This is a genomic window from Holdemanella sp. MSK.7.32, from assembly GCF_024460475.1.
Classification (GTDB): Bacteria; Bacillota_I; Bacilli_A; order Erysipelotrichales; family Erysipelotrichaceae; genus Holdemanella.
Map to the genome: position 1 here is coordinate 24,957 of NZ_JANFYN010000008.1, position 23,741 is coordinate 48,697.

Here is a 23,741-nt window from a genome sequence, read left to right on the forward strand (position 1 = left end):
CCATCCTAACCATTTCATTCATTTTCTAATTAGTCTTTTTTGCTTTTACGTTTTTTATCTAATGCTAATGCACCAACGACTGTGATTGTTCCTGCACCTAAGCAAATCATTGTCAAGTTAGAACCTGTGATTGGTAATTTAGTTCCTACATAGTTGACTACAGTGATGTTAGCAGAACCATCTGTTACATCTGTTTTTAAATCTGTATCACTTTCTTTGTAAGCACCATTTAAGAATTCTTTAACATGAGCAGTTGCTTCTAATTTCTGTAATGTTTTTTCAGTTGCACCTTCACCTGCATTGTAACTATTACGTTCAGTAGTGAATGTTGGTTTGATTGTTATTACGATTGGGTCTAGAAGTTCTCTATATCCAGCAGGCGAATCCGTTTCTTTTAAGTAATAAGTTCCCTGATCTAAACCTAAGATTGTAAATACACCTTTAGCATCAGATGCCATTTCAACTGCATTACTTGGTCTTGTACCACCAGTGTGGTCAGTACCACCTAATGAATCACGGTTCATAACAACATAGCCGTCCGCTGTTTCTTTTACATAAACTTCATTTGTACAGTTTTCATCACTATATAGACGGAATTTAGCATTTTTCAACAATTTGTTGTGGTCATTGATTTTCAACCCATTAATTTTATAAGTAAAGCAAACTACTGTATCCCAAGGAGTTGTTCCTGTAGAACCATTTCCATCACTATCTGGGTTGTTGCTATATTCAAGACGAACTGTATTTTCAAATCCAGCACGACCTGTACGAGTTGCTGCATTGTCATTCAATGTTGCATTATAGGATAAACGAATTGACTGACCATAAGTGTTTTCGTAATTGTTATTCATACCTTCTGGGAATTGTTTATCAACAATTGCTTTTAAATCTGGAATCTCTGCATAGAATGTATCTTCCCCACTATTTTCAACAACATTAAATTCATTACTCTTCAATGTATATGATTTCGTAGTACTTGAAATTGTAATAGAAACAGAGTCTTTGTTGAATGTCAAAGCTTCGTCCATCTTGTCATGAAAAATCATTTTATATGTTTGATATCCATTCATGTTTGGCACATATGTATCGTGGTAGTAAGGTACTGTCTGTCCAATTTCATAATCCCCAATATCATTCCATCCGACATTGTTGTCATCTTCATTGATTTTCTTGATCAAAGTTGGATAATCTGATTTGATATTAACCTGAGCATCAGGGTTAGCTGTATTTGTCAAAATCAATGAAGCAGCTGAATGTGTATCCTGTACAGCAGAAACTTCATCTGTTAAATAATAGCCGTATCCTAAGCCACCAAATTTAACTGAGCCGTCCACTGGACTAGTTGCTGTTACATTAACAGTCGTTGGTGTAAGACCTTCTTTAACTAATTCATTTCTTAAATCTTCAACGAAGTAACGGTATTTGCTGTAACGACCTTCTAATTTCTGATCTGCCTGAGCACCTTCAACTTTGTTAGTATTCAATGTCTGAATATAGTCGATCACATCATATTCTGTTACTGAAGAAGCAGATTTGTTGATTTTTTTACCAACAACTGTTTGTAAAGCTGTCTTGTAAGCATCATTCCAAGTGTAGTTGATTGATTCCTGATCTACCGCATTTTCTGCGTCAAACAATTTGTATACATTGAATTTTTTACCTACTAAGCTTTGGCCATTATTTGGCTGAATTGTGATTGAAGCACTACCCTGACCAAAATCAGCAACACCATTTGGAGTTGCCAATGTTGATGGTGCCTGTGTTATAGCGTAAACTGGAGCAACTATTGGAGCTACGCTTGATACGACTGGACTTAACATCACAGCTAACGCAGAAAAGCCTGCGAAAACTACATTTTTAGTTTTCATTTTATATCCCTCTTTCTTCATTATTTAGAATTCAATTTTTCTTTTTTTGACATATATAAAGCAAAAGCAATTACAGCCACTCCTAATCCAATCAATAGGATCGTTCCGTTTGAACCTGTCTCAGGTAATAACTGTGTTGTTTTATTTGTGATATCTACCGCAACTACACGGTCATTTTTAGTTCCCTCAAGACGAATGTTGCCGGACGTTTTAGATGTGTTGTACTGCACATTATCAATCGTAAAATCAAATGTGTTTGTCTGAGGTGTAGCTGAAACATATACGGAATGTACATATGCCTTACCATTTTCATCCACTGGAATTCTATAGCCTTGAGGAGCTTTTGTTTCCTTGAAGTAGTATGTCTTTTCTACATCTAGATTTTTGAAAGTTAATAACCCTTTGTCATCTGAAGTCTGTGTATCTACTACATTTTTACATTCTTCATCACTATATAGACGGAATTCAGCACCTTTCAAGACTTTTCCATGCTCATTTGTTTTTGTAATTTTCAAATTGAAAGGATTTACCTTATCGGCAAATGTAGCATAGCCGTCCCCTGAATCCTTTGTACCATGTGTTACAAGACTGTTTGTTCCAGATGTAAATGTAATTTTACCTGTACCAGAAGCTACGTTGAATACAACTTCGTTTGGATTTAACTGATATCCATCAGGTGATTTGATTTCCTTGATCTTGTGTGTTCCCGAAGCCAAACCTGTGATCGTAATTTCACCACTTCCATTTGTCTCTAAATCTTCTGTTGAACCATTCGGTAATGTGTGACGGAATACTGCACCACTGACTGGTGTTGAAGTTCCTGCCTGCACTTTCTTAATATCGAATTTGATTACTTTTTCTAGAACCTCTGGTTGATTATAAGTATCAACACCTTCCACAGAGCCAGACGTTGTAATCTTTCTCACAAACACTTCATTATTAATAAAGTATCCCGTAGGTGCTTTTGTTTCTTGAATAGTAACCGTTCCAATAGGGAATGTTGGATCCCCATTAGAAGCATAATAGAAATCATCTCCGGAAACTTTATAATCCTTATTCAAGTATGCTTTACCATTAGAATTAGTCTTTAAAACCCATGAACGAGTTGGAACCTGACCTGATTTAGCTGGGTCGGAATCGTACAATCCCTTGTAGTACTTCACTGTGAATTCCGCACCAGCAAGACTTGCACTACCCTGCGGTTTGTTCTTGTTTGTTTCTTTATCGACTTTTCCTAACAAAATACGAACTGGGTCGGACTGAGGATAATCCTTCAATTCTCCATTAGTACCATACTGTGTAGTTTTCCCAGAAGTAACAGTGATCTTATTAATAGCCGAACTTAATGCATATCCTTTTGGAGGTGTAACCTCTTTTAAATAGTAAGTGTCTGCATTAAGTTCAATTGTATTTGACCAACCATTCTCATTTGTTTTCAAAGATGACACTCTATTCTTATCATTCTTTGCGTCACTTTCTGACTTATAAACACCATAAACAGCATTTGCTAAAGAATAACAACTGTTATTATCAGTAATAGATGTATTGGCTGATGTTTTCTTGATTTGTAACTTCCCTAATGGATTCCAAATACCGTACACAACATCCTGACATTTTGTAAATGTACCTTCCCAGTTTGTACCATTTTCATCATTTCTACATTTATATACTGTAAATCCACTTGGAAGTGGCAATGATTGAATATGATTATACATACCTTCAGTACCTGATGGAGACCACGTTCCACCAGCTTCACCTGCTGTAGCTCCTGAATAAGCTTTCGAAGCCATATCACTAGTCATACACACAGCTGCCGATACACCATATTTACCTGTTAAGATATCACCGTGTCCACCATATCCATAATAGAGAACCTTAGCTAATTTAGCATTATTTACTTTCTCAGGAGCACCTAAACTCTGCCCCTTACGAACCCCTGCTTGCATACCTTCGCCACAGAAAGCTGTCACACCATTGCTCAGTCCATATATAGCTTCATTATAATAATGACCGGCAGAATTATATACCCATGTATACTCGGTGAAACGATCTACTGTAACACCTCCAGCACGTGATAAACTAAATAATGAAACATTATCATCTTCTTCATTCGTATCATCAAGTCTATTAATCTCATTTAAAACATCGCTTTTAGTTTCACCTTTATCATTTGAAAGTTCAGGTACACTGTACTTGTCTAAAATTTCAAGATTATCATAATTCAACATATATCCATCATATTTTGAATAAAATGATTTCTTTAAAAAATAGTTAGAATCACAGTATTTCAATAAACCAGATTCTTTTGCTTTATCTTTCCTTTGCTCACTATATTTTTTATAGATGTTTTTTGAATAGTCTTTGAGAATCAATTTAGTTGTATCCGATTTATCCCAAACATTAAAATCAATATGAATTCCATCTTCTGAAAGCTCATCTTTAGCTTCATCAATCGAATTCTCATCAGATAATTCATCTTCATCATTAGAGGAGTTTAAATTCACACTAGCATTTGATTTATCATTAGAATTAACGATTTTATCTCTAGTAGAAGAATCTGATTTAGAATCATTACATTTGAATATCATACTAAAATTTGCATCCGCAGTTTTTGTTGTGTATACAAAACTGAAAGATTTTTTTCCACTAGTAAACCCTGAGATCGTACTGTTATTTAATGTAACATCATCAATAACCGCATTCTCATCGGATTTTGAGACAATTTTAATTTCTGTACCTTCTTCGTAGTCTGCATTGAAGATGTCACCATTCGACAAAGATTTTGTAAAATCTCCTGATGAAAGTGTGACTGTACCATCCCCTACAACACTCACTGAAAAGCCTGCTGAATCAACAGTCGGAGTGGTTGTTTCTTCTGCATACGCAGGAAGAACAAGATTCAATGATGTCAGTGCTGTTACGAAAAGAGCAAGAAATACGTTCTTAAACTTTTTCATATTTCAATCCTTTCTAAGGCAGATTGCCTTAATTATTTTATTTTCCCTTTTCTTTCTATCCCTTGAAAAAATCTCTAACGTTAGAAATCTTGATTTTTTTGAGTGTTTCATAACATCAATATCTTGAAAGGAAAAAATATTGATGATTTTTCAACTCAATTTAAGGTACATCCAATAAACTGTATTTGTTCATATTTATATCGCCTCCTATTCCATAAAATGGTGCAATAGTACGGGCGTTACCCGCTTTATTGCGTGTAAAACAAAAAGGAACTCATGCGAGTTCCTTTTTTTACATTAAACTTTGTTCATTGAATCTTTTTATTGAATCCTTCACTACCATCTAAATTTATATCAACCGGAAGCTCCGGTTGGTTACTTCATCAACACTTTCACTACCATCTGAATTTATGCTGTACATCAACCTCAAACAATGGCATTACAGATTACTATAGAATGTTAACTCCTCCACGAATGAAGAAAGTATGATTCCAATTCATCTGTACTTTCGGCATTACTGCCAAGGTCCGTGAATCGACCTTATTTAATCATTAAGGCAAACTGCCTTAATTTTTATCAACTTATATCAACAAAAAAAGACAGAATTTTCATTCTGCCTTTGATTTATATTTAGTTAGTTTTCGTTTTTCCACAGCTACTGCACTTGTAGCCTGTCAATTCCTGTTTTGTAGTAGCAGGTGAATCGACCACATATCTTGTTTCGTACACCGCATCGTGATGAACAGTCTTGTATCCTGTTACTACTTCTCTCCATTCAGAGTGATATCCTGAACAACCATCATTTGCTTCAAAATGTTCTATATATCTTCCCGTGATATCCGCTCCACATTGATTACAGATTGAGAACTCCTTCATCTCAGTAACTGGGACCTGTTCATCATAGGCAGCCTGCACCAAGACCTGTTCGTTGTGTCCTTTTTCTGGAACATTTACCGTCTTGTACTGTGCCACCCAGTTGTGTGTATGTTCAGCTGGTTTTGAACTGTTTGAGTTTGAACCACTGTTATTCGATGGTTTTGACGAACCAGAGTTATTGCTACTGTTGTTAGATGGTTTTGAAGTGCTAGAGTTATTGCTACTGCTGTTTGAAGGTTTAGAAAAACTTGTGTTGTTCTTATTCGAGCTAGTATTTGTAGTCGAAGCTGTGTTGTCCTTTTTTGATTCTGAAGTATTTGATTTATTAGATGAATCGGCTTTTGCGGTTTCTTCCTTCTTCTCCTCTTTCTTTTCTTCCTGTTTTACTTCCTGCTCCTCTTTCTTCTCGTCCTCTGTTTTTGCAGAATCTTCAGATGGTGTCAAAGTGGCAGTGCTGCCATCTTTTTTGGTTACGTCTAAATTGACTTTATCTTCTTTTAAAGAAACATCAACTTTCTTTGTATCTGTAGTATCTACATCCTTGAATACGAATGTTTTATCCTGATCTTGTAAACCAATCTTTATATCCAACTTATCGTTTTCTTTTACATCATAGTATAATGTACGTTCTTCTTTGTTTTTTACAGCGTCTCCATCTTCCAACAAGTTATCACTGAAACTTTCTTCTGTACTTGATTTCGTTTCAAATACAGTGATCTTCTTTCCAGTGCTGTTTGTCATCTTCAAGGATTTTGAATTCTTGCTTTTTTGACCAAGTGTTTTTACTTCCTTTTTCTTAGCGACTTCTGTTGTCTTTGTGTCTTTTGTTCCTGTCGATGAAGCAGAACATCCAGTCAAAATCATACTTAATGCAATCGCACCTGCTGTTAAAATTTGTTTTGTTTTCATATATAATACATCCTTTCCTGATCTATTTTGTTAAGGCAAATTGCCTTAATTTTTTAATCAATCTCTTTACACCCCTATTTTACCATGTATCCTTTCAAAAAATGCTAGATTTTTGTGCGAAATTCAGGGTGAATTTCATGCTTTTTGCTGTACTACACTGTGAATATAAAGAAACTCGACCTTATTTTAATATTAAGGCAATCTGCCTTAAGTTTTATTTATCCCATCCACTGATTTTTACATCATAGAGCACTTGAATCTTCTCAATGCATTCTTTTATGATTGGATGTCTATATCTAATAAGTGCAGACCATATTTTCTCCCATCTTCTTTCATCATCTTCATCATCCATAATCTTCTCACCAGCCAAACCAACCACGTTATCTAAATCTGTTTTCTTTAAATGTTTAAATAATTCTGCAACTGGAATTGTATTTTCTAAATGCTGTAGAACCAAGGATTGATATTTTCGTAAACAATCGTCATACTTTTCAAAGCAAGCTACTTCCTCAAATTCATCCGATCTCACATCATCATCTAGTTTACTTGCGAGAACATAAGGCTTTATAGTGCAAGCATAATATAGAATTGCAAAATTTGTTTCTCCATTGAATGCTAACAATTCAGGGGAATAACCTCCCTGATTGTAAAGTAAAATAGACTTCATTTTTTTCCTCCATTTTTAAGGCAAATTGCCCTAATTCTTGAAATCATAAAAAAAGACAGAATATTCAAATTCTGCCTTTTGCTTATGTCAAATTACTTTAAATGGGCACATACAATTTTTTAAGGAAAGATGTATAAAAGGGCTTGATCGTCATTAGTATATGTACCCATTTGATATAATGAGCAGGCTCATGTTTTCTGCTCTGTCCAGAACACTGGCTTATGGATCATTGTCCCATGTCTAAAATTCTGATGGATCAGATTCTGACATTCTCGTTTTAAAATCTGAAACATCTCTTGTTAAGTAAGCTTTTCACAGCTAACGTTTGTAGTACCACATTAAAGGTTACGTTGGAAAGCAGGAGATTCACCTCCCACTGAAAAAATTGTGTTACTACATTTGAAATTAAAAGTTGAAGGTTTCAGGAATTGCACCTGATAATACTAAAACCTTCATAAAAAAACTTATAAAGAAAAAAGCTGTTGTCTGTTTGATATATAGTGAACCAGAGAAACTATTCAGACATTTGCAAATTTCGTCATAAGTATGTGTCATTCGATTTTGAAGCAAAAAATAGTCTTTAAAAGGAGATTCCTCCCATCTGTTAGTTAAATAGTGCTTTAATCGAATAATGTCTGCCAAAAATAAATCTGAATGTGAGCTATCGTAGAAGGATCTTTCTCCTTATTTTATTTAGAACGATTTGAGTATTGGCAGGATGGTATTTGAGGATTGTGGGAGTTGCACCCACGGAACTTGCATCCTCATGTAATGGCAGGCTCATGTTTCTGCCGTGGTCATTTTTGATATCCGTTTATGGCAATCTGTTATATTAAACTGCAAGCGAAAAAAGTTTTACTTTCTATTATGATATCTCTATGTCCAAAGGGAGATAAACAATAGAACAGGTTCTAACAGATATCTGGGTTGACTTCATGTTTATTGTTTATCAGATGTAATCGGTGAGTAATTAGCATCTAACAATAAACAACCTCATGTCTTATCGTTTGGGTCGTGCATTGTAGGCGGTCGAACTACTTAGCACGGTATGAAAGCAGGACTTACGTGTATGCAGGAAAGCCACGTCATACAGTGCCCGCTTTTTGCTAAAATGTGCTGTACTACAACCTCAAATGGCATTACAGACTACTGAAAAAATTTTAACCTAGCCACGAATGACAAAGGTGTGATTTTAATTCATTGAATTGACTTTCACATAATTCCAATTAAGCCAAATAATATAGCAAGGAATCCACATAACACCAAACAAATCAGAGTACCATAAAGCAAATATGCAGGTAAATTCCAAAAAAAGCACCATTTTGACGAAAATGGTTCGCAAAATCCTAATGGTATATCATTAAGTATAAATGCAATACATGCTAGCACCATGAGAATCACTGATATATACACTAATCCGTGAAGAATAAAATAACACATGTTATTTGATATCATATTTGCCACACACCTTCTTTCAAATTTATATCTACCTATATTTTACCATTTAGAATTGGCAAAAATGCTAGATTTTTGTGCGAAATGACACTCAACCCTTGCGGAACATATGGATGTAGATCAGGTCATTTGCATACATTTTTTTCACAAAACGTATGCAAAAGTTTGCTTCATCCGTGGAAGCATAGAGCTGATATCGGCTTAGTCCAATCGTTTTTAAATTTAAGCGATTTACCAAATATTCGATGGACTCATATCCATTCGGTACGATCACATCTTTAATGTATTTACAAAAAGACTGCATTTTTTCTTCATAGCCTGAATTCAGAGTGTCATCAACATTCAGATGATATTGAAGTATCCATACTCCGTTACGAAAGGATAGATTCGTATAGCCTATCAGGCTGTCCTTGTTTCTGTTGAAACTGCATTGTTTCGATAAAACGTATTTCACGTTCATCCACCTCCATTTGCATAGAAAAAAGGACCTAAACGCACGTTTCAGGTCCTATGTATACACTTACTTGATGATACCATTATAGCACAACTCTCGGACAAAAATGCTAGAAATTTGTGCGAAATTTGTTCAGAGTAAAAATGAACATTGTGAACAAAAAAGAGCTATATACACTTTATATAAAGCATATTATGATTCAAAAATGTCCAAATAAAAAATCTAACAAAATTTTCACAAAAAAATTTATTGTTGACAAAAACAGGAAAATAAGCATTTTCACGCTGTATTACGCACAAAGAATAAAAGAATTAAGGCATTTTGCCTTAATTCTATAATTCCATACAGCTTTCATTTCTTTCTTCTTCTAAATCATCTTCAACAACTACTTTACTGTTTTCATTTCCAGAAGTATCTAATATCTTGTTGATCTCCTTTTGGCGATTTCTTGCACTTGTTAATTCATCCTGTAATTCAAAAGGTTTATTCACCATCTCTTTTGCAATTTTTAGATTTCCTTCGTAATTCTGGATGGTTTCAATCGTTTTATTTAGTGAATAGCGTATATCGTTGATACGTTTATACATTCGATTGAAATTTACTCGACCTACTGGATTTACCGAATCAACATTGATTGTCCGCAATGGTGTTTTCATTTTGATTACTATTCCTTCACCTGCCAAGCCTAATCCAATCAATACGTCCGCTTTCATAAAGCGACCCACAAATTTATTTTCTTTATAATCACTCAGCTTGTACCCCTTTGTACATTCCTGAATTGCATCCCAAGCTTCCTTCAAATCGTGATACTCATTCCCATTGACATCATAAAATGTAAAATGCTCTGTATCTCTAAGATTATTGGCTTCAATCTCATCTTTGAAATATTCACATTCCTCTGCAAGAATGGTGCGATATTTCTTTTCTGTTTCGATTCGATCTGGCAAAAGTGCAACATCATCCTGTGCCTGTAGTTTCTTCTTCTGCCATGACCTACGCATTGTTTCCAATCTTTTCACTTCATTGTCTACTTCAAATTTTTCCTTGATAATTGGATTACCAGATGCAATCGCCTTAACCTCGGCATATGAGAAACTATTCTGTGTATCTTCTTCAAATTCACGTGTATCTCCCGTACCTTCTAGAAGCTGTGTTACATAGCTTGATTTTGTTTCGACCATCTGCCATGAATATGCATCAAATGATTTTTTAGTAACGTAGCGGAATTCGTAAATTTTGTTATACATATTTCCCTGTCTGAATGCTCGTCCATTCTGCTGTTCAATATCACTTGCACGCCATGGAACATCTACATGGTGTATTGCTATCATACGTTCCTGAATATTTGTTCCTGCACCCAGTTTTGGCGTTGAACCAATCAAAACACGCATTTCACCTCTATTCATCTTTTCAAAAAGATTCTGCTTTTTTAATTCTGTGTCATAATCATGAATAAATGCGATTTCATTTTCGGGAATACCTAATTCTACAAATTTTATCTTTAGATCGTCATAGACATTGCTGAACACATAGCCAGTTTCTTCATCATTTTCCTTCTCATTCTTATGAGGTGTAGACGAGTCACAGAAAATAAGCTGGGTCGCTTTATCATTATCGTAATCCTTGTAAATCTGATATACCTGTTTTGCAATCGTCCATAGTTTTCCATTTTCTTCGTCTGGATAATTTGGATCAATCAATCGCATATCAATACTTGCTTTTTTACTGTCAGATGTAATCTTAAGCATATTGTCGATATGCGGATCCACATTTCCATTATGAATACTTTCGGTACGTTCAACAATTTCACTGATGTAGCTTTCCAGCACATCACTTGGCTCAATGGCAATAACGGTCGGCTTACCTCCAATATGTTTTGGTGGTACAGCTTTCACTCGACCTAGCACCGATTCTTCCAGTGATTTTCTCAGCATTCCGGCTGTCTGAATCTCCGCAACCTGTCTAAAGTGATTCATTAATTCCTCCATGTTGAAGAATTTACAGAAGCGGGAGCGATTGATAAAGCCTGAACCATCCACACTGATTTCAAAGCTGTTGGTTACTTTTCCAAAAGTCTTTGCCCATGCATCGAAGCAACGGATATTCTGCTTTCTTAGATCCTTTTCCTGCAAATATCTTTGCATAGTATATAGTTCTGCCATTGTATTCGTTACCGGAGTTCCTGTTGCAAAACAGATACCACCGCCATTATCCTCAATGATCTTGCACTTCATATACATATCCATAGCCTTTGCAGAATTCTGTTGTGGAACACCTGCAATATTTCGCATAGCTGTATAGCTGAAAAGATTTTTAAACTCATGTGCTTCATCTACAAACATATAGTCGATTCCCAGATTTTCAAATGGAACTACATTTTCATCCCGTCTTGAATCTGCTAATCTCTGTATCTGCATTTCAATTGATTTTTTCGTTCTTTCCAACTGCTTTACGATCTTTGTTTGGTTTTCATTATATGAGTTATCCATTTGTTCGATGGCAGCATTCATTTCATCCATTTGGTTTCTCATCAATTCGATCTGTAAATCAGTGCCAATTGAAATCATTTTAAAGCTGGAATGTGCCATGATAATTGCATCATAGTTTCCTATGGCAATCTTTGTTGTAAAAGCCATTCTACGTTGTTTTGACATATCTTTTTTTGTTGCCACCAAAACGTTGGCATTTGGATATAAACGCATAAAATCATTCGCCCACTGGGATACGATGTGGTTAGGTACAACATACAGAATCTTGTTTCTTAGCCCTAGACGCTTCATCTCCATTCCACTGGCAACCATTTCAAATGTTTTTCCTGCACCGACTTGCTGCCACAGCAATGTATTTGTATTCGTATCCATGATACGTGCAATCGCATTTTTCTGATATGGTTCAAGCTTGTAGGAAGGTGCCATTTCTGGAAAAGAAATGAATGAACCATCATAGACTCGGTTTCGGATATTGTTGAATCTACGGTTGTAAATGTCTACCAAATCTTTCTTTCGTTCATAGTCCTGATAAATCCAATCCTCAAACTCCTGTTCTAGATCTTCCGCAAGCTGTCGAGCCTGTGCTGTTCTTTCGGGATTGACTTCACTTTTTCGATGTATTTTCCCATCCTCATCTTCCTCCGTCCAGTAATTTCTAATCTCTGGCATTCTGGAATTAATAATATCTGTGAAAAGATCATATCCATTGTAATCCGGCTGGCTTTTCCAGAAGTCTACATTGTCTGTTTTCTGCACTCCCCAGTTTAGCGTTACCTCACTGTTGATGTTCCAACGACTAGGCTGTGTTGTAAAATATTTAGCCGAATATTCATCATAGTCGATTCTCATACGTGAATAATCATACCCAGACTCCTTAAAAATGTGACTACTGAATTCACGAATATATTCAATAGGAACCCATTGAGCACCTAACTGTACATGAATGTCCTCAGCCGACAAAGGTTCTGGTAAAACACTCTTTAATGCTTCGATATTGTTGTCAAAACCATATCTTTCTGCAATCTCAATCTTTTCATAGATATCTCCACTCAAATATTCATCCGCCATGAGTAATTTTCCAGACTCTGGCTGAATGAAGGCAATCTTTTTATCTAGCAGTTCCTTCTGTACGCTTTCTTCTGTCACAGAAAGCAGTGAACTCATGTATTCTAAATTTAAAGATGCATACGTATCTAAAGATACACGAACAGCATCTTCCAAACTTTCAACCGCTTTTATTTCACGTTTTGGTTGAATCGTTCTTTCTGAAAAAATTTGAGTTTTGCTTGCACGCTTTGTTTTGGTATCATAGTTTTCAAGTGAATCCAGCATAGCCAGACGAGGGTCGTTGTCTAAAAGATGGATGTTCGTTCTTTTATGGATAGGTCCATATTGCTTAACAAAATCATCATATAAAGCATTCAACTCTGCACGCTTTCCAAGGTAAAGAATCTCATCAACATCATTCACCTGCATACGAATTAATTCGTTGGCTGTATCGGCTAATTTGATAAGGCAAATTGCCTTAAGGCGGTCTGTTTCACTTTTGAACGATGCAATATCTTCATCTGGTTTGTTTGTAATCCCTACGGCATAGTAATAGTCAGCTTCTTTGAAATACAGTTTGTCATTCTCAACAAAAAACGCATTGACTGCCAGTTTTGAGTGCTGCACATCCATTGGAATAAACATTTGCTGTTCTTCTGATATTTGTTCTTCCTCATAGATTCCTTCAGGGAAATCATTAATGACAGCATCAAAATAATTCTGTAATGATTTATCTTTATCTGTTGTAACTTTCAGTACATAATTATTAAACTGTCCTTTTTCTTCAGAAACACGACCAAACACATGGTCTGAATGCATAACAAAATAATCATTCATCTGTCTGTGTTCTGTTACATATCGTCTTTGCGTGAATGATGCATCACGATTGACTTCCTTTTCATCGTTTCGTTTTAGAAAAACAATATCACACGCTACATCTGTATTTGCTCCGTTTTCATGGAACAAATTTGAAGGCAAACGCAATGCACCTAAAAAATCAGCTTTTTCATTGATGTAGGATAAAATGTCGCTCTTGCCATCCATAGTATCAGTTGATGTAATAAAAGCAACGATACCGCCATTCCGCACCTTTTTTAAAGCCTTGGCAAAGAAATAGTTGTGGATGTTCCAGTGATGTTCATTTAAATCACGTTCCTGCATATCATGCACTTGAAAAAAGCCAAATGGAACATTTGAAATAGCCAGATCAAAATAATTGTTTGGGTAGGAATTGCTTTCAAAGCCGGTATTTTCTACCTCTACCTTATCATAAAGGTATCCGCTTATCGTTGCACTCATGCTGTCAAGTTCTACACCACACAGTGTTGAGTCTGCATACATATCATTAGGCATTCGTCCAAAAAAGTTACCATTTCCCATACTGGTTTCTATAATCTTCCCATGATTGAATCCCATTCGTTCAAGAATTCGATAAATATTGTCGATTACATTCAGTGGTGTATAGAAGGATGTTAATGTTGATTCTTTTGCATTTGCATATTCATGCACTGTCAAAAGCTCCTTGATTTCCTTTCTTTCCAAAGTGTAATCCGTATCACTCTCGTTAAATACATGAGGACAGCCACCCCACCCTGAAAAACGTGCTAGTTTTTCTTTTTCTGGTAATGTAGCTGTCCTGTTTTCTTTCTGAAGCTGACGAACGATTTTTAAAGCTTCAATATTATATTGTATCTTTGTTCTTGTAGATAATCTTTCATCCCCTAGATGTACTCTCTCCAATACTTGGTTTGTAGTACTTTTAGAGTCGGAACCCACTGCCATGTTATTTCTCTGGCTTGACTCAAAAGCTGTTCCTTCTTCTGTAATTTTTCCATCCAGCTCAATTCCTGCGATACTGGATACGTTGTTTCCAATTCCTTCAACACCTGAGCGAAGTGTGAATTGATCTCCTGATAAAGCTGAAATTCCAGATTGCTCAACTGTTCTGGATCCCTCTCCTTCAAAATGGTATATAATAGATTGTTTTTTTCCTTCAGAAGTTTCACTACCTCTACTTGATTCATCATCCCCCATGCAGAGTTCAAATAAGCTGAGTTGCTCGAATCGATTGCTTTCATCCACATTCACACCTTTCTTTTTTATTTTCCTCATATATATTTTACCATGTATCCTTTCAAAAAATGCTAGAAAAATGTGCGAAAGCATATATACCTTCGCACATCGTCATTTAAAATTAAGGCAATCTGCCTTAAAGCTCGATATCCCCTTTTGAAAGATTATCATTATCCTCTTCCATATATCCTTCTTTAATTCGATCTGGAATATAAAAGCCACCTTTTGTGATGTTATAATAATATTCCTCCATAGCATCCTCGACTGTTTCATTTTCTAATTGAACAGTCGATAGAAAAAACGCACCATCCGCAGTCCAAATCTGTTTTACATTTTCATCAGGGTCCCTTAATAGCACATAATCATTATCACGATCAATCAGAATCTCATGTTCTTCCATCCAGTCTGGTCTTTCCACAGTCTGAGAATTCTTTGTATAGTCTGACAATCCGCATTTTTCTAAGAGCCAGGCAGGTAGAATTTCATCTTTATTCATGGAATTATAATGTTCCATTTCTTCATCTGATAAATATTTGCCTGTTGCAATCAGCCTTTCTATGCGTGAGCTAACATCTGCCCATGAGAAAGTTTTTGATTCAGAATCTTTAAATAATGATGCTGAATCTTTTGATGAAACACATACAGTCAATCCTTTTGAATCATGGTCAATGTAGCCTTTGTCTTGTTTTTTATTTTTAAAATCATAGGTTTGACCACCAATACCATATTCATTTTTAAGAAAAATTGCTTTGTCTTTTGCATTGACATTCATAGTTGTATACAGATGATAAATACGATATTTTCCATTCACAAAACCTGAACCAATTCTTAGAATATTGTTGATACTTCTGTCAGACCATGGACTAAAATCATTTGTATCTTCTTCATGGAAAACATCATCACTTACATCAAACAAATTGACTTCCGTATAATGTGGCTGTGATGTCGACACCTCATGACTTGGAGAAAGCGGTGTTTCTTTCACCTCTAAAGGAAGCGGAATCAAAACATCTTTCACCTGTTCATTAGAATGGATCACAAAATCATCATCTTTATTCAGTTCTAACGGATCACTCAAATAATTGTCCGTAATGTTCCAAGCATTCGTGTATTTCCCATCCTCGTCCACCATATCCTCAACATTGCATAGAATATCTTCTACACTTGGTAGTGTAGTTTCTTTTGCAGTGTCCAGTCCGGCTTTTAAAATACTGTCTTGTTTTATTCTGCAATTCTCAATAAAATGTTTCACTTTTGCCTTTCCTGCATCCGTCAGACTATATTCATTGCTACTGTATAGATCATGTTCCCATTCATCTTTGCATAGCCAGATTTCTTCATTATCAAATCCTTGTTCATATTCCAATCTTTCAAAAGCTTCATTCAGCATTACACGTGGATTTTGAATTTCATCTAAATTCTCATTCATCGCAATATCAGAAAGACGTTCCAATAAATCAGGCAATGAATAATCATGATCCAGCATCCACTGTAGCCTATATTTTTCGTACTCATTCATTTACAACATTGCTCCTTTTTTAAGGCAATCTGCCTTAAAGTTCCATTTCATTACTTTCCAGTTCTTGCGTTTTTGCATCCTTTTCATACTCATCCATCCAGATTTCTTCCTCATAGCTGTTTCCGTAATAGATGTTTTCAAAGGACTCCTGATAAGAATCCATTGCAAACTCACCTCTAGCAATGGTTTGACGATTTTCTAAGCCAACCATTAACACATCATCACTATCATGTAAATAGTATATATATTCAGTTGTTGCAAGTGTCGCCACATACAAATCATTGTATGCATCAAGTACTCGCATAGGAATTTGATAATCACCCATTGTTTCAACTTTATAAAACGGATCCTGAACAATACCGTTAATTTGATCGTTCACATAATTAAAATCAAAGCGTTTGTTCTGCTGTAAAATACCTGATACTGCATATCCACCTGCAAGTTCTGCATTTTCGCCCTGACGATAATCTTTATATTTGTAAAAACCTTCGTCACCTTTTTTCATCAATGTGCAGTTTTTAAATTCAGGGACTGGAAATTCTGTTAACACCACCTCGTCCCCTTCATCTACCAAGCATTTTTCTGACTTGGTTTCGACATCTCCATACAGCATATATTCCTGTATGTTGATATTATTTTCATCCCCTTCATTTACCTTGAAGTGTAGTAGTAAATCCATCTTTATTCTCCTTATCTTTAAAATTAAGGCAATCTGCCTTAAATCTCCATTTCCTGAATCTCCATTTCAACAGCGTTTACAAACAGACCTTGAATATCCTCACAATGTTCGACAAAATCTTTCAATTGATCTTTTCCTTCACATTTATTGACAAGTCTTGAAAGTTCGTAATCATCACAGATACCATCAAAAACTACTTCTGCAACATCCGATTCTTCAATCCCTTTTTCATAAACAAAGTCCGTTTCATCATAAATTTTATTTAAATTATTACTAATATTAAGAACATCAAGTTTAAACTCCTCATCACTAATCATCCTTTCGAGATTTGTGAATGGGTACTGCTTGTTAGGAAAAGTTGAATATCCTTCCTTTGCAAGCAACTCATTGAAATCATTTAATTTCATGTTTTGGTGAAGTCCATGACTAAAAACAAAATCAGCCACTGTCATCCCAATGAAAACACCATCCGGTTTTGTTTTACTATCCCATTTCAATGGAGCATCAATAATATCCTGTATTTTTAAATTTTCTCTCCGCTCATTTTCTTCAATGATATCCAATGCCATAGGCACGATTTCACGATCTAACAAAGATGCAAAATCATCATTCTGCATAAAGCTGTCATATGCCTGACAAACTTCTTCATCTGTTAAAGTGCGGGAAAGCATAGGTTCAATATCTCTACGCAACAAGTATTCAAACATTGCTTTCATAGGTATATCTGACTGCGTATGTTCGAGTACAGATGATTTGTATTTTCTTACACAATCCTCATAATTAGCAAAATACCCTTCCGAATTAGACCAAGTAGCTGATTCCGTATCCAGTCCCTTAACCACAACATAAGGTGTTGGTGAGCCAGTAGAAGTGCGATCTAAAATCGCAAAATTAGATTCTCCATCAAAAGCAAGGACATTAATATCAAATCCTTCTTTATCTTTGAATGTAATGTGATTCATTTTATATACCTCCTTAAGGCAAATTGCCTTAACTATAATTCCATTTCATCTGCATCTTTCTGTAAGTCATCAATTTCCAGTACATCTTTAACGACATCCTTGTACACATCATCTTGATTGTAAAGTGCTCGTTTATATCCAAACTCGCCATCTGCGTTGACTGCATTTTCAACTTGAGTTTTAAATAGAAAGTTGTTTTCCATATTATCCTTGATTCGTTCATATAAAGCTTCTTCAACTTCAGAAAGATGATTTAATACTTCATCATGAGTCTTTCCTGATATATCGCCATTGTTGTACAGCTCATCCATTTTTTCTTCTACTCGCATGACATCACGAGCTGTATCCACTGTTTCAAAATGTTCTCTTGTGAAATTGATTGTCTTATATTTCAATTCCCTTTTTAGCATTTCATCAAAAATATTGTCGACACGTTTGGCTTCCTCCACAGACAATTTACGTCCTGCTTCAGCTTCGGGAATAAAATCATTTTTAAAAAGTAATGCATTCTGATCGTTTTCATGTTCAATTTTCCAATCCAGATAATGGCTGATCGTATCAATGATATCTCCATTTTCACTTCCTATATCATATCTTCCGGAATAGACATAAGGTTCATCTTCGTTTTCCTTGTAAAGTGTGATTTCATAATCTGTTTTGTCATATCCAAGCATAGTATCCTTGAGATGGTCATTCATTCTTTTTAGCAATTCATTTGCTTCTGCAAAAGAAAGCTTATCTTCTGGGGCAATATTGCTTTCTTCTGAGTACTGAGCAACAGTCCCATTTTCTGACCAGTTGATTGCAATTTGAACATTAACTTTATTTTGCTCCTGCTGTGTCTGCATTTGTTCCATGTACGTATCAATTTTAGATGTTAGATCAAATGATGTACTTTTAATACACTTTAAATTCTGCTTTACATTCTCCAAGTCTGATGGCTCAGTCGATAATCCCCACGTAGCAACATACGGGAATGAATAGTCCGATGTATCAATACCTAAATGGCTGGATACGATATATGCGATCGATTCTGCCTGCACTTCTCTTTCATTTTTACTAAATTCGACATTCTCTTTCTGTTTGAGCTGATTTAGATTTTCCTCGCTGTAAACGATTGAATGTGCAATCTCGTGAATCATGGTCTTGATTGTCTGGACCTCACTCATGTTGGGTTGAATCTTGATTTCGTTTGTCAATGGATTATAGCAACCTTTTGCCGAACTTTCGAAAGCTTCGATTGTTATAGGCACTGGGCTGATCTCCATCAAAGCTTTTGTCAAAGCTTGATAATCCTTGACATTTCCTTCCAGTTCCTTCACCGGACTTAATTCAACCACTTCTTTTCCTTCAATCTGCTCTGTTTGAGATACATCGAATGTATATCCAATTTTAAATGTATGTTTTTTTACTACAACTTCTTCCTTTTTGAATTTTCCGTCATCGCCTAGTATTCGATTCCCATTTTCATCCAGAACATATTGATTTTCTTTTACTTTGATTTCAACAGGCATCCAAATCATCAAGCCTTTTTCACCTCTTTTGACCTGACGATTAAAATCCTGCTGCCACTTGTTATAGCCTGCAAGGTGAGTGGCACGAGGATTCTGTCCTAGAATCAGCAATGTGTTGTTCATGCTGTAATCGTGAAACTTTGACATTGTATCTAAAAGGGTTTTGAATCTGTCTGAATCTAGGTATTCATAAATCCCTTTATTCATCGTTTCAATAGCTTTATCTATAGTTTCCTGTCTTTTTTTATCTTCCTCTTCTTTTGACATTTTCTTCCAGTTTCTTGCCATAATTAACTCCTTTCAAAATTAAGGCAAATTGCCTTAACAAAAAAACTCTCAAGTCTTTAAACCTTAAGAGTTTATAAACATTCTTCTAAATCATCCTTTTCCAATTCATCCCCGTATAACATTTCTGTCATTTCCTTGACTTCCTGATTCTGGTTAACTTCTTTGTAGATGTAATCTTCATAATGTTTCATCGCCTGCTCACGTGAAAGCATATTATTAATCACTCTGCCATCCGGCAATGTAAGACATTCTTTATCCGCATCATATTCAATAGGATGCTGTTCGCACATCTCATCAAACAGAGTTTGACGAAGTTCATACCTTTCTTCTTCCATATCACAATAATCATCAAATTCGTATCCGCCATTGACACGATCCGAACCAACCGCAATACCAAAGTATTCTCCGTTCTCATCTTCATCCCACTCACATTCTGAATCGAGCACGTAGAAATCCCAGTTCATGTAATCGTAAATCTTGCTTAAATCCTCATCCGTAAGATTGATATCAAAACGCTCATTTGCAGTAAATCGTAGATCGTCTGTACTCACATAATAAAACCCTGTGGCTGTACGATCGTACACATACTCTAAAGTTTCATCCGCCAAGCAATGTAAAATCGCATCTTTTCTATCCTCATCCATTGTCATGTCTTTCATATCTGATTTCATTTCAACCATACCTATTTCGTCTTTGCGTAAATCATTCATGGTTTCCATTTCCTTTAATTTTGCTTCTACCTGACAAATACGTTCATCCAGAATCTTTTCATAATCTGTTGTCATCTTTTTAATATTTTCAACATTAATATTCTGATAGTTCATGCCTAGATACTTGTTGCGGTCAATAAGTCGACTCTCAGGTTCGCATATTCGCTCATACATTTTGATTTTATCTTTATACTCAACAAGGTCTTTTTCGTAATGTTCCTTGTAATAATTCATATCTTTCAAGAAGCAGTTTAAACTGCAACTTTCAAGATAGTATCCATTTTCGTATAGCTTCAGGTGATCCAATCTATCCTGTAAATAATCTATATGTTTATTAAATATCTCATTCACTTCGGGAGAAACACGTACAATAAAAAAATCTTTCAACATTTCCTTTGGAGGTTTAATAATTGTCTGCCATTCGTATCTGTAGTGTTCCAATTCCTTAGAACATTTGCTGATTTCTTTTTTCATTTCATGAAGCTTAAACTGGTCTGCTTCAAAAGCTTTTTTCAAAGGTGCCGTATCAACAAGTTCAAATGGTCTTGATTGATAGGTACTCCCTAAGCGATACGCATCCTTATTATGCTGATTTAAAATTTTATCCTTTACTTTTAATACTTCCATTACTGGATGTATGCTTTCTTCAAAATAAGGAAGTCCATTTTTCAGCATAATCAGATGTGACCTTAAATCCTGAAATGCTTTGTATTCACTTTCAGTGGGTACGCCTATTGTGGACTCCATCTTTCTTTGACTTCTTTTTAAAATACGAGCCATATACCATTTACCTTTCTAATAAAAACAGTTAAGGCAAATTGCCTTAACTATAATTCCATTTCATTCTTTCCAATCTCATCCTGATATTGTTCCAAACCATTTTCAAATTCTTCGCTCACAAAATCAAAATCATCTGGAGCATCTAAATACTGGTCAAACAATTCTTCCAGATGATAATGCAACTCATCATCGTCTGCATACAGATAAACTTGGTCACCTGCATCAAATTCATGTTTATTGATTGCACTCTTTAAAAGTGTATTTATATCGTGATCAGAAAGATTTGAATTGATTGCGTACAGCTCATCTTTAGTTTCATTCATTGCATACGAAACGCCATCTTTGATACAGTATGTTTCAAATGTACTCAACACATCTTCTGGAATATCCTTTTCTAAATGCAATATTGGCAATTCAACATTTTCTAGGGACATTTCCTTTTTCTGAATTTCATTTTCAGCTATCCGTTCAAAATTTTTAATAAATTCTGGATATGCTTTAACAAAGTGCTCATAAATAATTCCAGTACGCTTATTCTCGTCAATTGCATTAAATTCGACCATTCCATCTCCATTATGATATGAATATATACTCTGATGAGATATGATATGATTTTCCTTATTCAAATACATTTCTACAGATAAATAATTCCATTTCATTCCCCATTCTGGATCGTCGATTCTCATGCGTAAACATGGCATGGAAGCCATGCGACCACTGGCATTTCTTGTTCCAATACCGATTCGGTCCAAGTCTCGATCTTCCGTATAATCAGGTCCACCTTCCCATCTCGAATCTGGGCAAACATCTTTCCATTGTGGCATATTTTCAGTTGGATAATGACCAAGCGAATGTTTCCAATAATAATGTGGTTTTCCTAAAGCTGCGAATAAATCAAAAATTTCTTTCAATTCTTCAGCCTTGATCATATCGAAAAATTTATTCTGAGCCTTGTCACATCTTTCTTTCCAATATTTTTTTTCATTTTCTTTGTTTACCTCGTTCACATAATCCGTTTTAATTTTAGCCTGATTCGTTCTATCTAATAAAATATCCCATCTACTCATAAATTAATCTATCCTTTCTAAATAAAAACAGTTAAGGCAAATTGCCTTAACTATAATTCCAATTCATCTTCCTGTTGTTTTTCGCCTAGATCGAGTTCATCCTCGATCACTTCAAAATCATCTACTAATGGATCCAGATTCAAACCAGAGCCATTCTCCCACTTCACATGTACCAGCCCTGCATCATCCACCTGTTCGACAACACCACGTGTTCCGTCAGGTACAGGATGAGAAGGGTCCCGCATATGGTTGCATTGAATTACTGTTCCTTTTCCCAACATATCACGAACAGCACTGATGGAGATTGCGTAATGCGGATCAAATCGCTTAATGTAGTGTGAATCTACATTTTTTTCGAATTGCAGAACATCATCCAACAGTTTTTGAATCTTGTCATATTGTTCCAAATCGCCACCAGCACAAGTACTTTTATAATCTTCAAGGTCCGTGATGATATCGTCTGTATCTCCTGTAACTAATGCTTCATATACTGTGTGTTTTTGTGTGTCAATATCTATATCCCCACAATCCATAGCTTCATACGGGTCCATATCTTCAAAACATTCCATTAATCTGTCGCATAGACTATTCGCCTGTTTTGAAAGAGAAGCTGTCCACATCTGGTCTTTGTAAAGATCAATCATTTCATTGTTTATCCATACAGGCTTGTCCTGTTCGTCAAAACTTTCATAGATCATTTTCATTGCCTGTATGTGATTATCAAGATTATTGGTCAAGAGACAATTTTCACAACAATCTCCGCATCCTAAAAATTCTAGACATTCACATTGTAATTTTGAAAGAGTTTTATTTTTGTATTCATTACTCTGGTCAAGCACTTCATTCTTCAAGCTATTTTCAAATTCCATTTGAGCCATACGTTCAAACACTTCGTGGTACAGATAATTATCATGATAGTATTCCGCCTGCAAAGGTGACAACACATTGTTCACCTTTGTTCCATCTGGCAGCCATAAACATTCTGCCTTTGCATCGTATTTCATTGGATGTTTCTTTAAAAGGTCGGCGTATAACTGTTCCTTTTGATCGTATTCCGCTTGTTCCTTTTCCCACAAACCGGAAACCCCACCTTTCACTCGTCCATAACCTACTACTATATCTAATGCCTTCGATTCCAAAATGCCTGCATTATCATCTAAAGAAAGAAGATATTCATCCTTTGCAATCAGTGTTTTAAAGTTTTTGTAATGCTCATCCGTAAAGTCCATGTTGAATCTTTCTTTTGCTTCTTCCTGCAATTCTTCCATAAATACAATACGATTTCCATATTCACTTTGTGTGAATGTTTTCTGCATGGTTTCGTCAGCCAGACAGGCTACAACATCTTCTTTAAAATATGTTTTCTGTCCTCTTTTTAAAATACGAGTCATAAACTAATCAATCCTTTCCAAAAAAATAGTTAAGGC

13 protein-coding genes are annotated in these 23,741 nt (G+C 35.5%); all 13 read right to left on the minus strand.

The features are described from left to right. Positions 1-29: 29 nt before the first annotated feature. Positions 30-1,868 carry an isopeptide-forming domain-containing fimbrial protein gene (locus NE544_RS12205; protein WP_305145697.1) on the minus strand — a complete coding sequence of 613 codons (1,839 nt, stop codon included), beginning with the start codon at positions 1,866-1,868 and terminating at the stop codon, positions 30-32. Between the two features lie 20 nt (positions 1,869-1,888). Next, positions 1,889-4,825, minus strand: a complete 2,937-nt coding sequence (locus NE544_RS03220; protein ID WP_256268306.1) for a SpaA isopeptide-forming pilin-related protein — start codon at positions 4,823-4,825, stop codon at positions 1,889-1,891. Positions 4,826-5,455: 630 nt separating this feature from the next. After that, positions 5,456-6,610 carry a hypothetical protein gene (locus tag NE544_RS03225; protein WP_256268307.1) on the minus strand — a complete coding sequence of 385 codons (1,155 nt, stop codon included), beginning with the start codon at positions 6,608-6,610 and terminating at the stop codon, positions 5,456-5,458. 214 nt (positions 6,611-6,824) lie between these two features. Then, complete coding sequence (locus NE544_RS03230) at positions 6,825-7,277, minus strand: hypothetical protein (RefSeq protein ID WP_256268308.1); 453 nt, start codon at positions 7,275-7,277, stop codon at positions 6,825-6,827. Between the two features lie 1,546 nt (positions 7,278-8,823). Next, positions 8,824-9,186 carry a hypothetical protein gene (locus tag NE544_RS03235; protein ID WP_256268309.1) on the minus strand — a complete coding sequence of 121 codons (363 nt, stop codon included), beginning with the start codon at positions 9,184-9,186 and terminating at the stop codon, positions 8,824-8,826. A gap of 332 nt (positions 9,187-9,518) precedes the next feature. After that, positions 9,519-14,834, minus strand: a complete 5,316-nt coding sequence (locus NE544_RS03240; protein ID WP_256268310.1) for a DEAD/DEAH box helicase family protein — start codon at positions 14,832-14,834, stop codon at positions 9,519-9,521. A 97-nt stretch (positions 14,835-14,931) separates the two neighbouring features. Next, positions 14,932-16,314 (minus strand): hypothetical protein, encoded by a 1,383-nt coding sequence (locus NE544_RS03245; RefSeq protein WP_256268311.1) that lies wholly within the window; start codon positions 16,312-16,314, stop codon positions 14,932-14,934. A 34-nt stretch (positions 16,315-16,348) separates the two neighbouring features. Continuing rightward, positions 16,349-16,993, minus strand: coding sequence for a hypothetical protein (locus NE544_RS03250; RefSeq protein WP_256268312.1), 645 nt, complete (start codon positions 16,991-16,993; stop codon positions 16,349-16,351). Positions 16,994-17,031: 38 nt separating this feature from the next. Continuing rightward, positions 17,032-17,955, minus strand: coding sequence for a hypothetical protein (locus NE544_RS03255; RefSeq protein ID WP_256268313.1), 924 nt, complete (start codon positions 17,953-17,955; stop codon positions 17,032-17,034). 32 nt (positions 17,956-17,987) lie between these two features. Then, the gene (locus tag NE544_RS03260) at positions 17,988-19,757 is read right to left on the minus strand and encodes a DUF3810 family protein (RefSeq protein ID WP_256268314.1); all 1,770 of its coding nucleotides are present in this window, start codon (positions 19,755-19,757) and stop codon (positions 17,988-17,990) included. 71 nt (positions 19,758-19,828) lie between these two features. Then, on the minus strand, positions 19,829-21,247 hold the full coding sequence (locus NE544_RS03265) for a hypothetical protein (RefSeq protein WP_256268315.1): 1,419 nt from the start codon (positions 21,245-21,247) through the stop codon (positions 19,829-19,831). 47 nt (positions 21,248-21,294) lie between these two features. Beyond that, complete coding sequence (locus NE544_RS03270) at positions 21,295-22,314, minus strand: hypothetical protein (RefSeq protein ID WP_256268316.1); 1,020 nt, start codon at positions 22,312-22,314, stop codon at positions 21,295-21,297. Positions 22,315-22,364: 50 nt separating this feature from the next. Continuing rightward, complete coding sequence (locus tag NE544_RS03275; RefSeq protein ID WP_256268317.1) at positions 22,365-23,705, minus strand: DUF4314 domain-containing protein; 1,341 nt, start codon at positions 23,703-23,705, stop codon at positions 22,365-22,367. Positions 23,706-23,741: the final 36 nt, after the last annotated feature.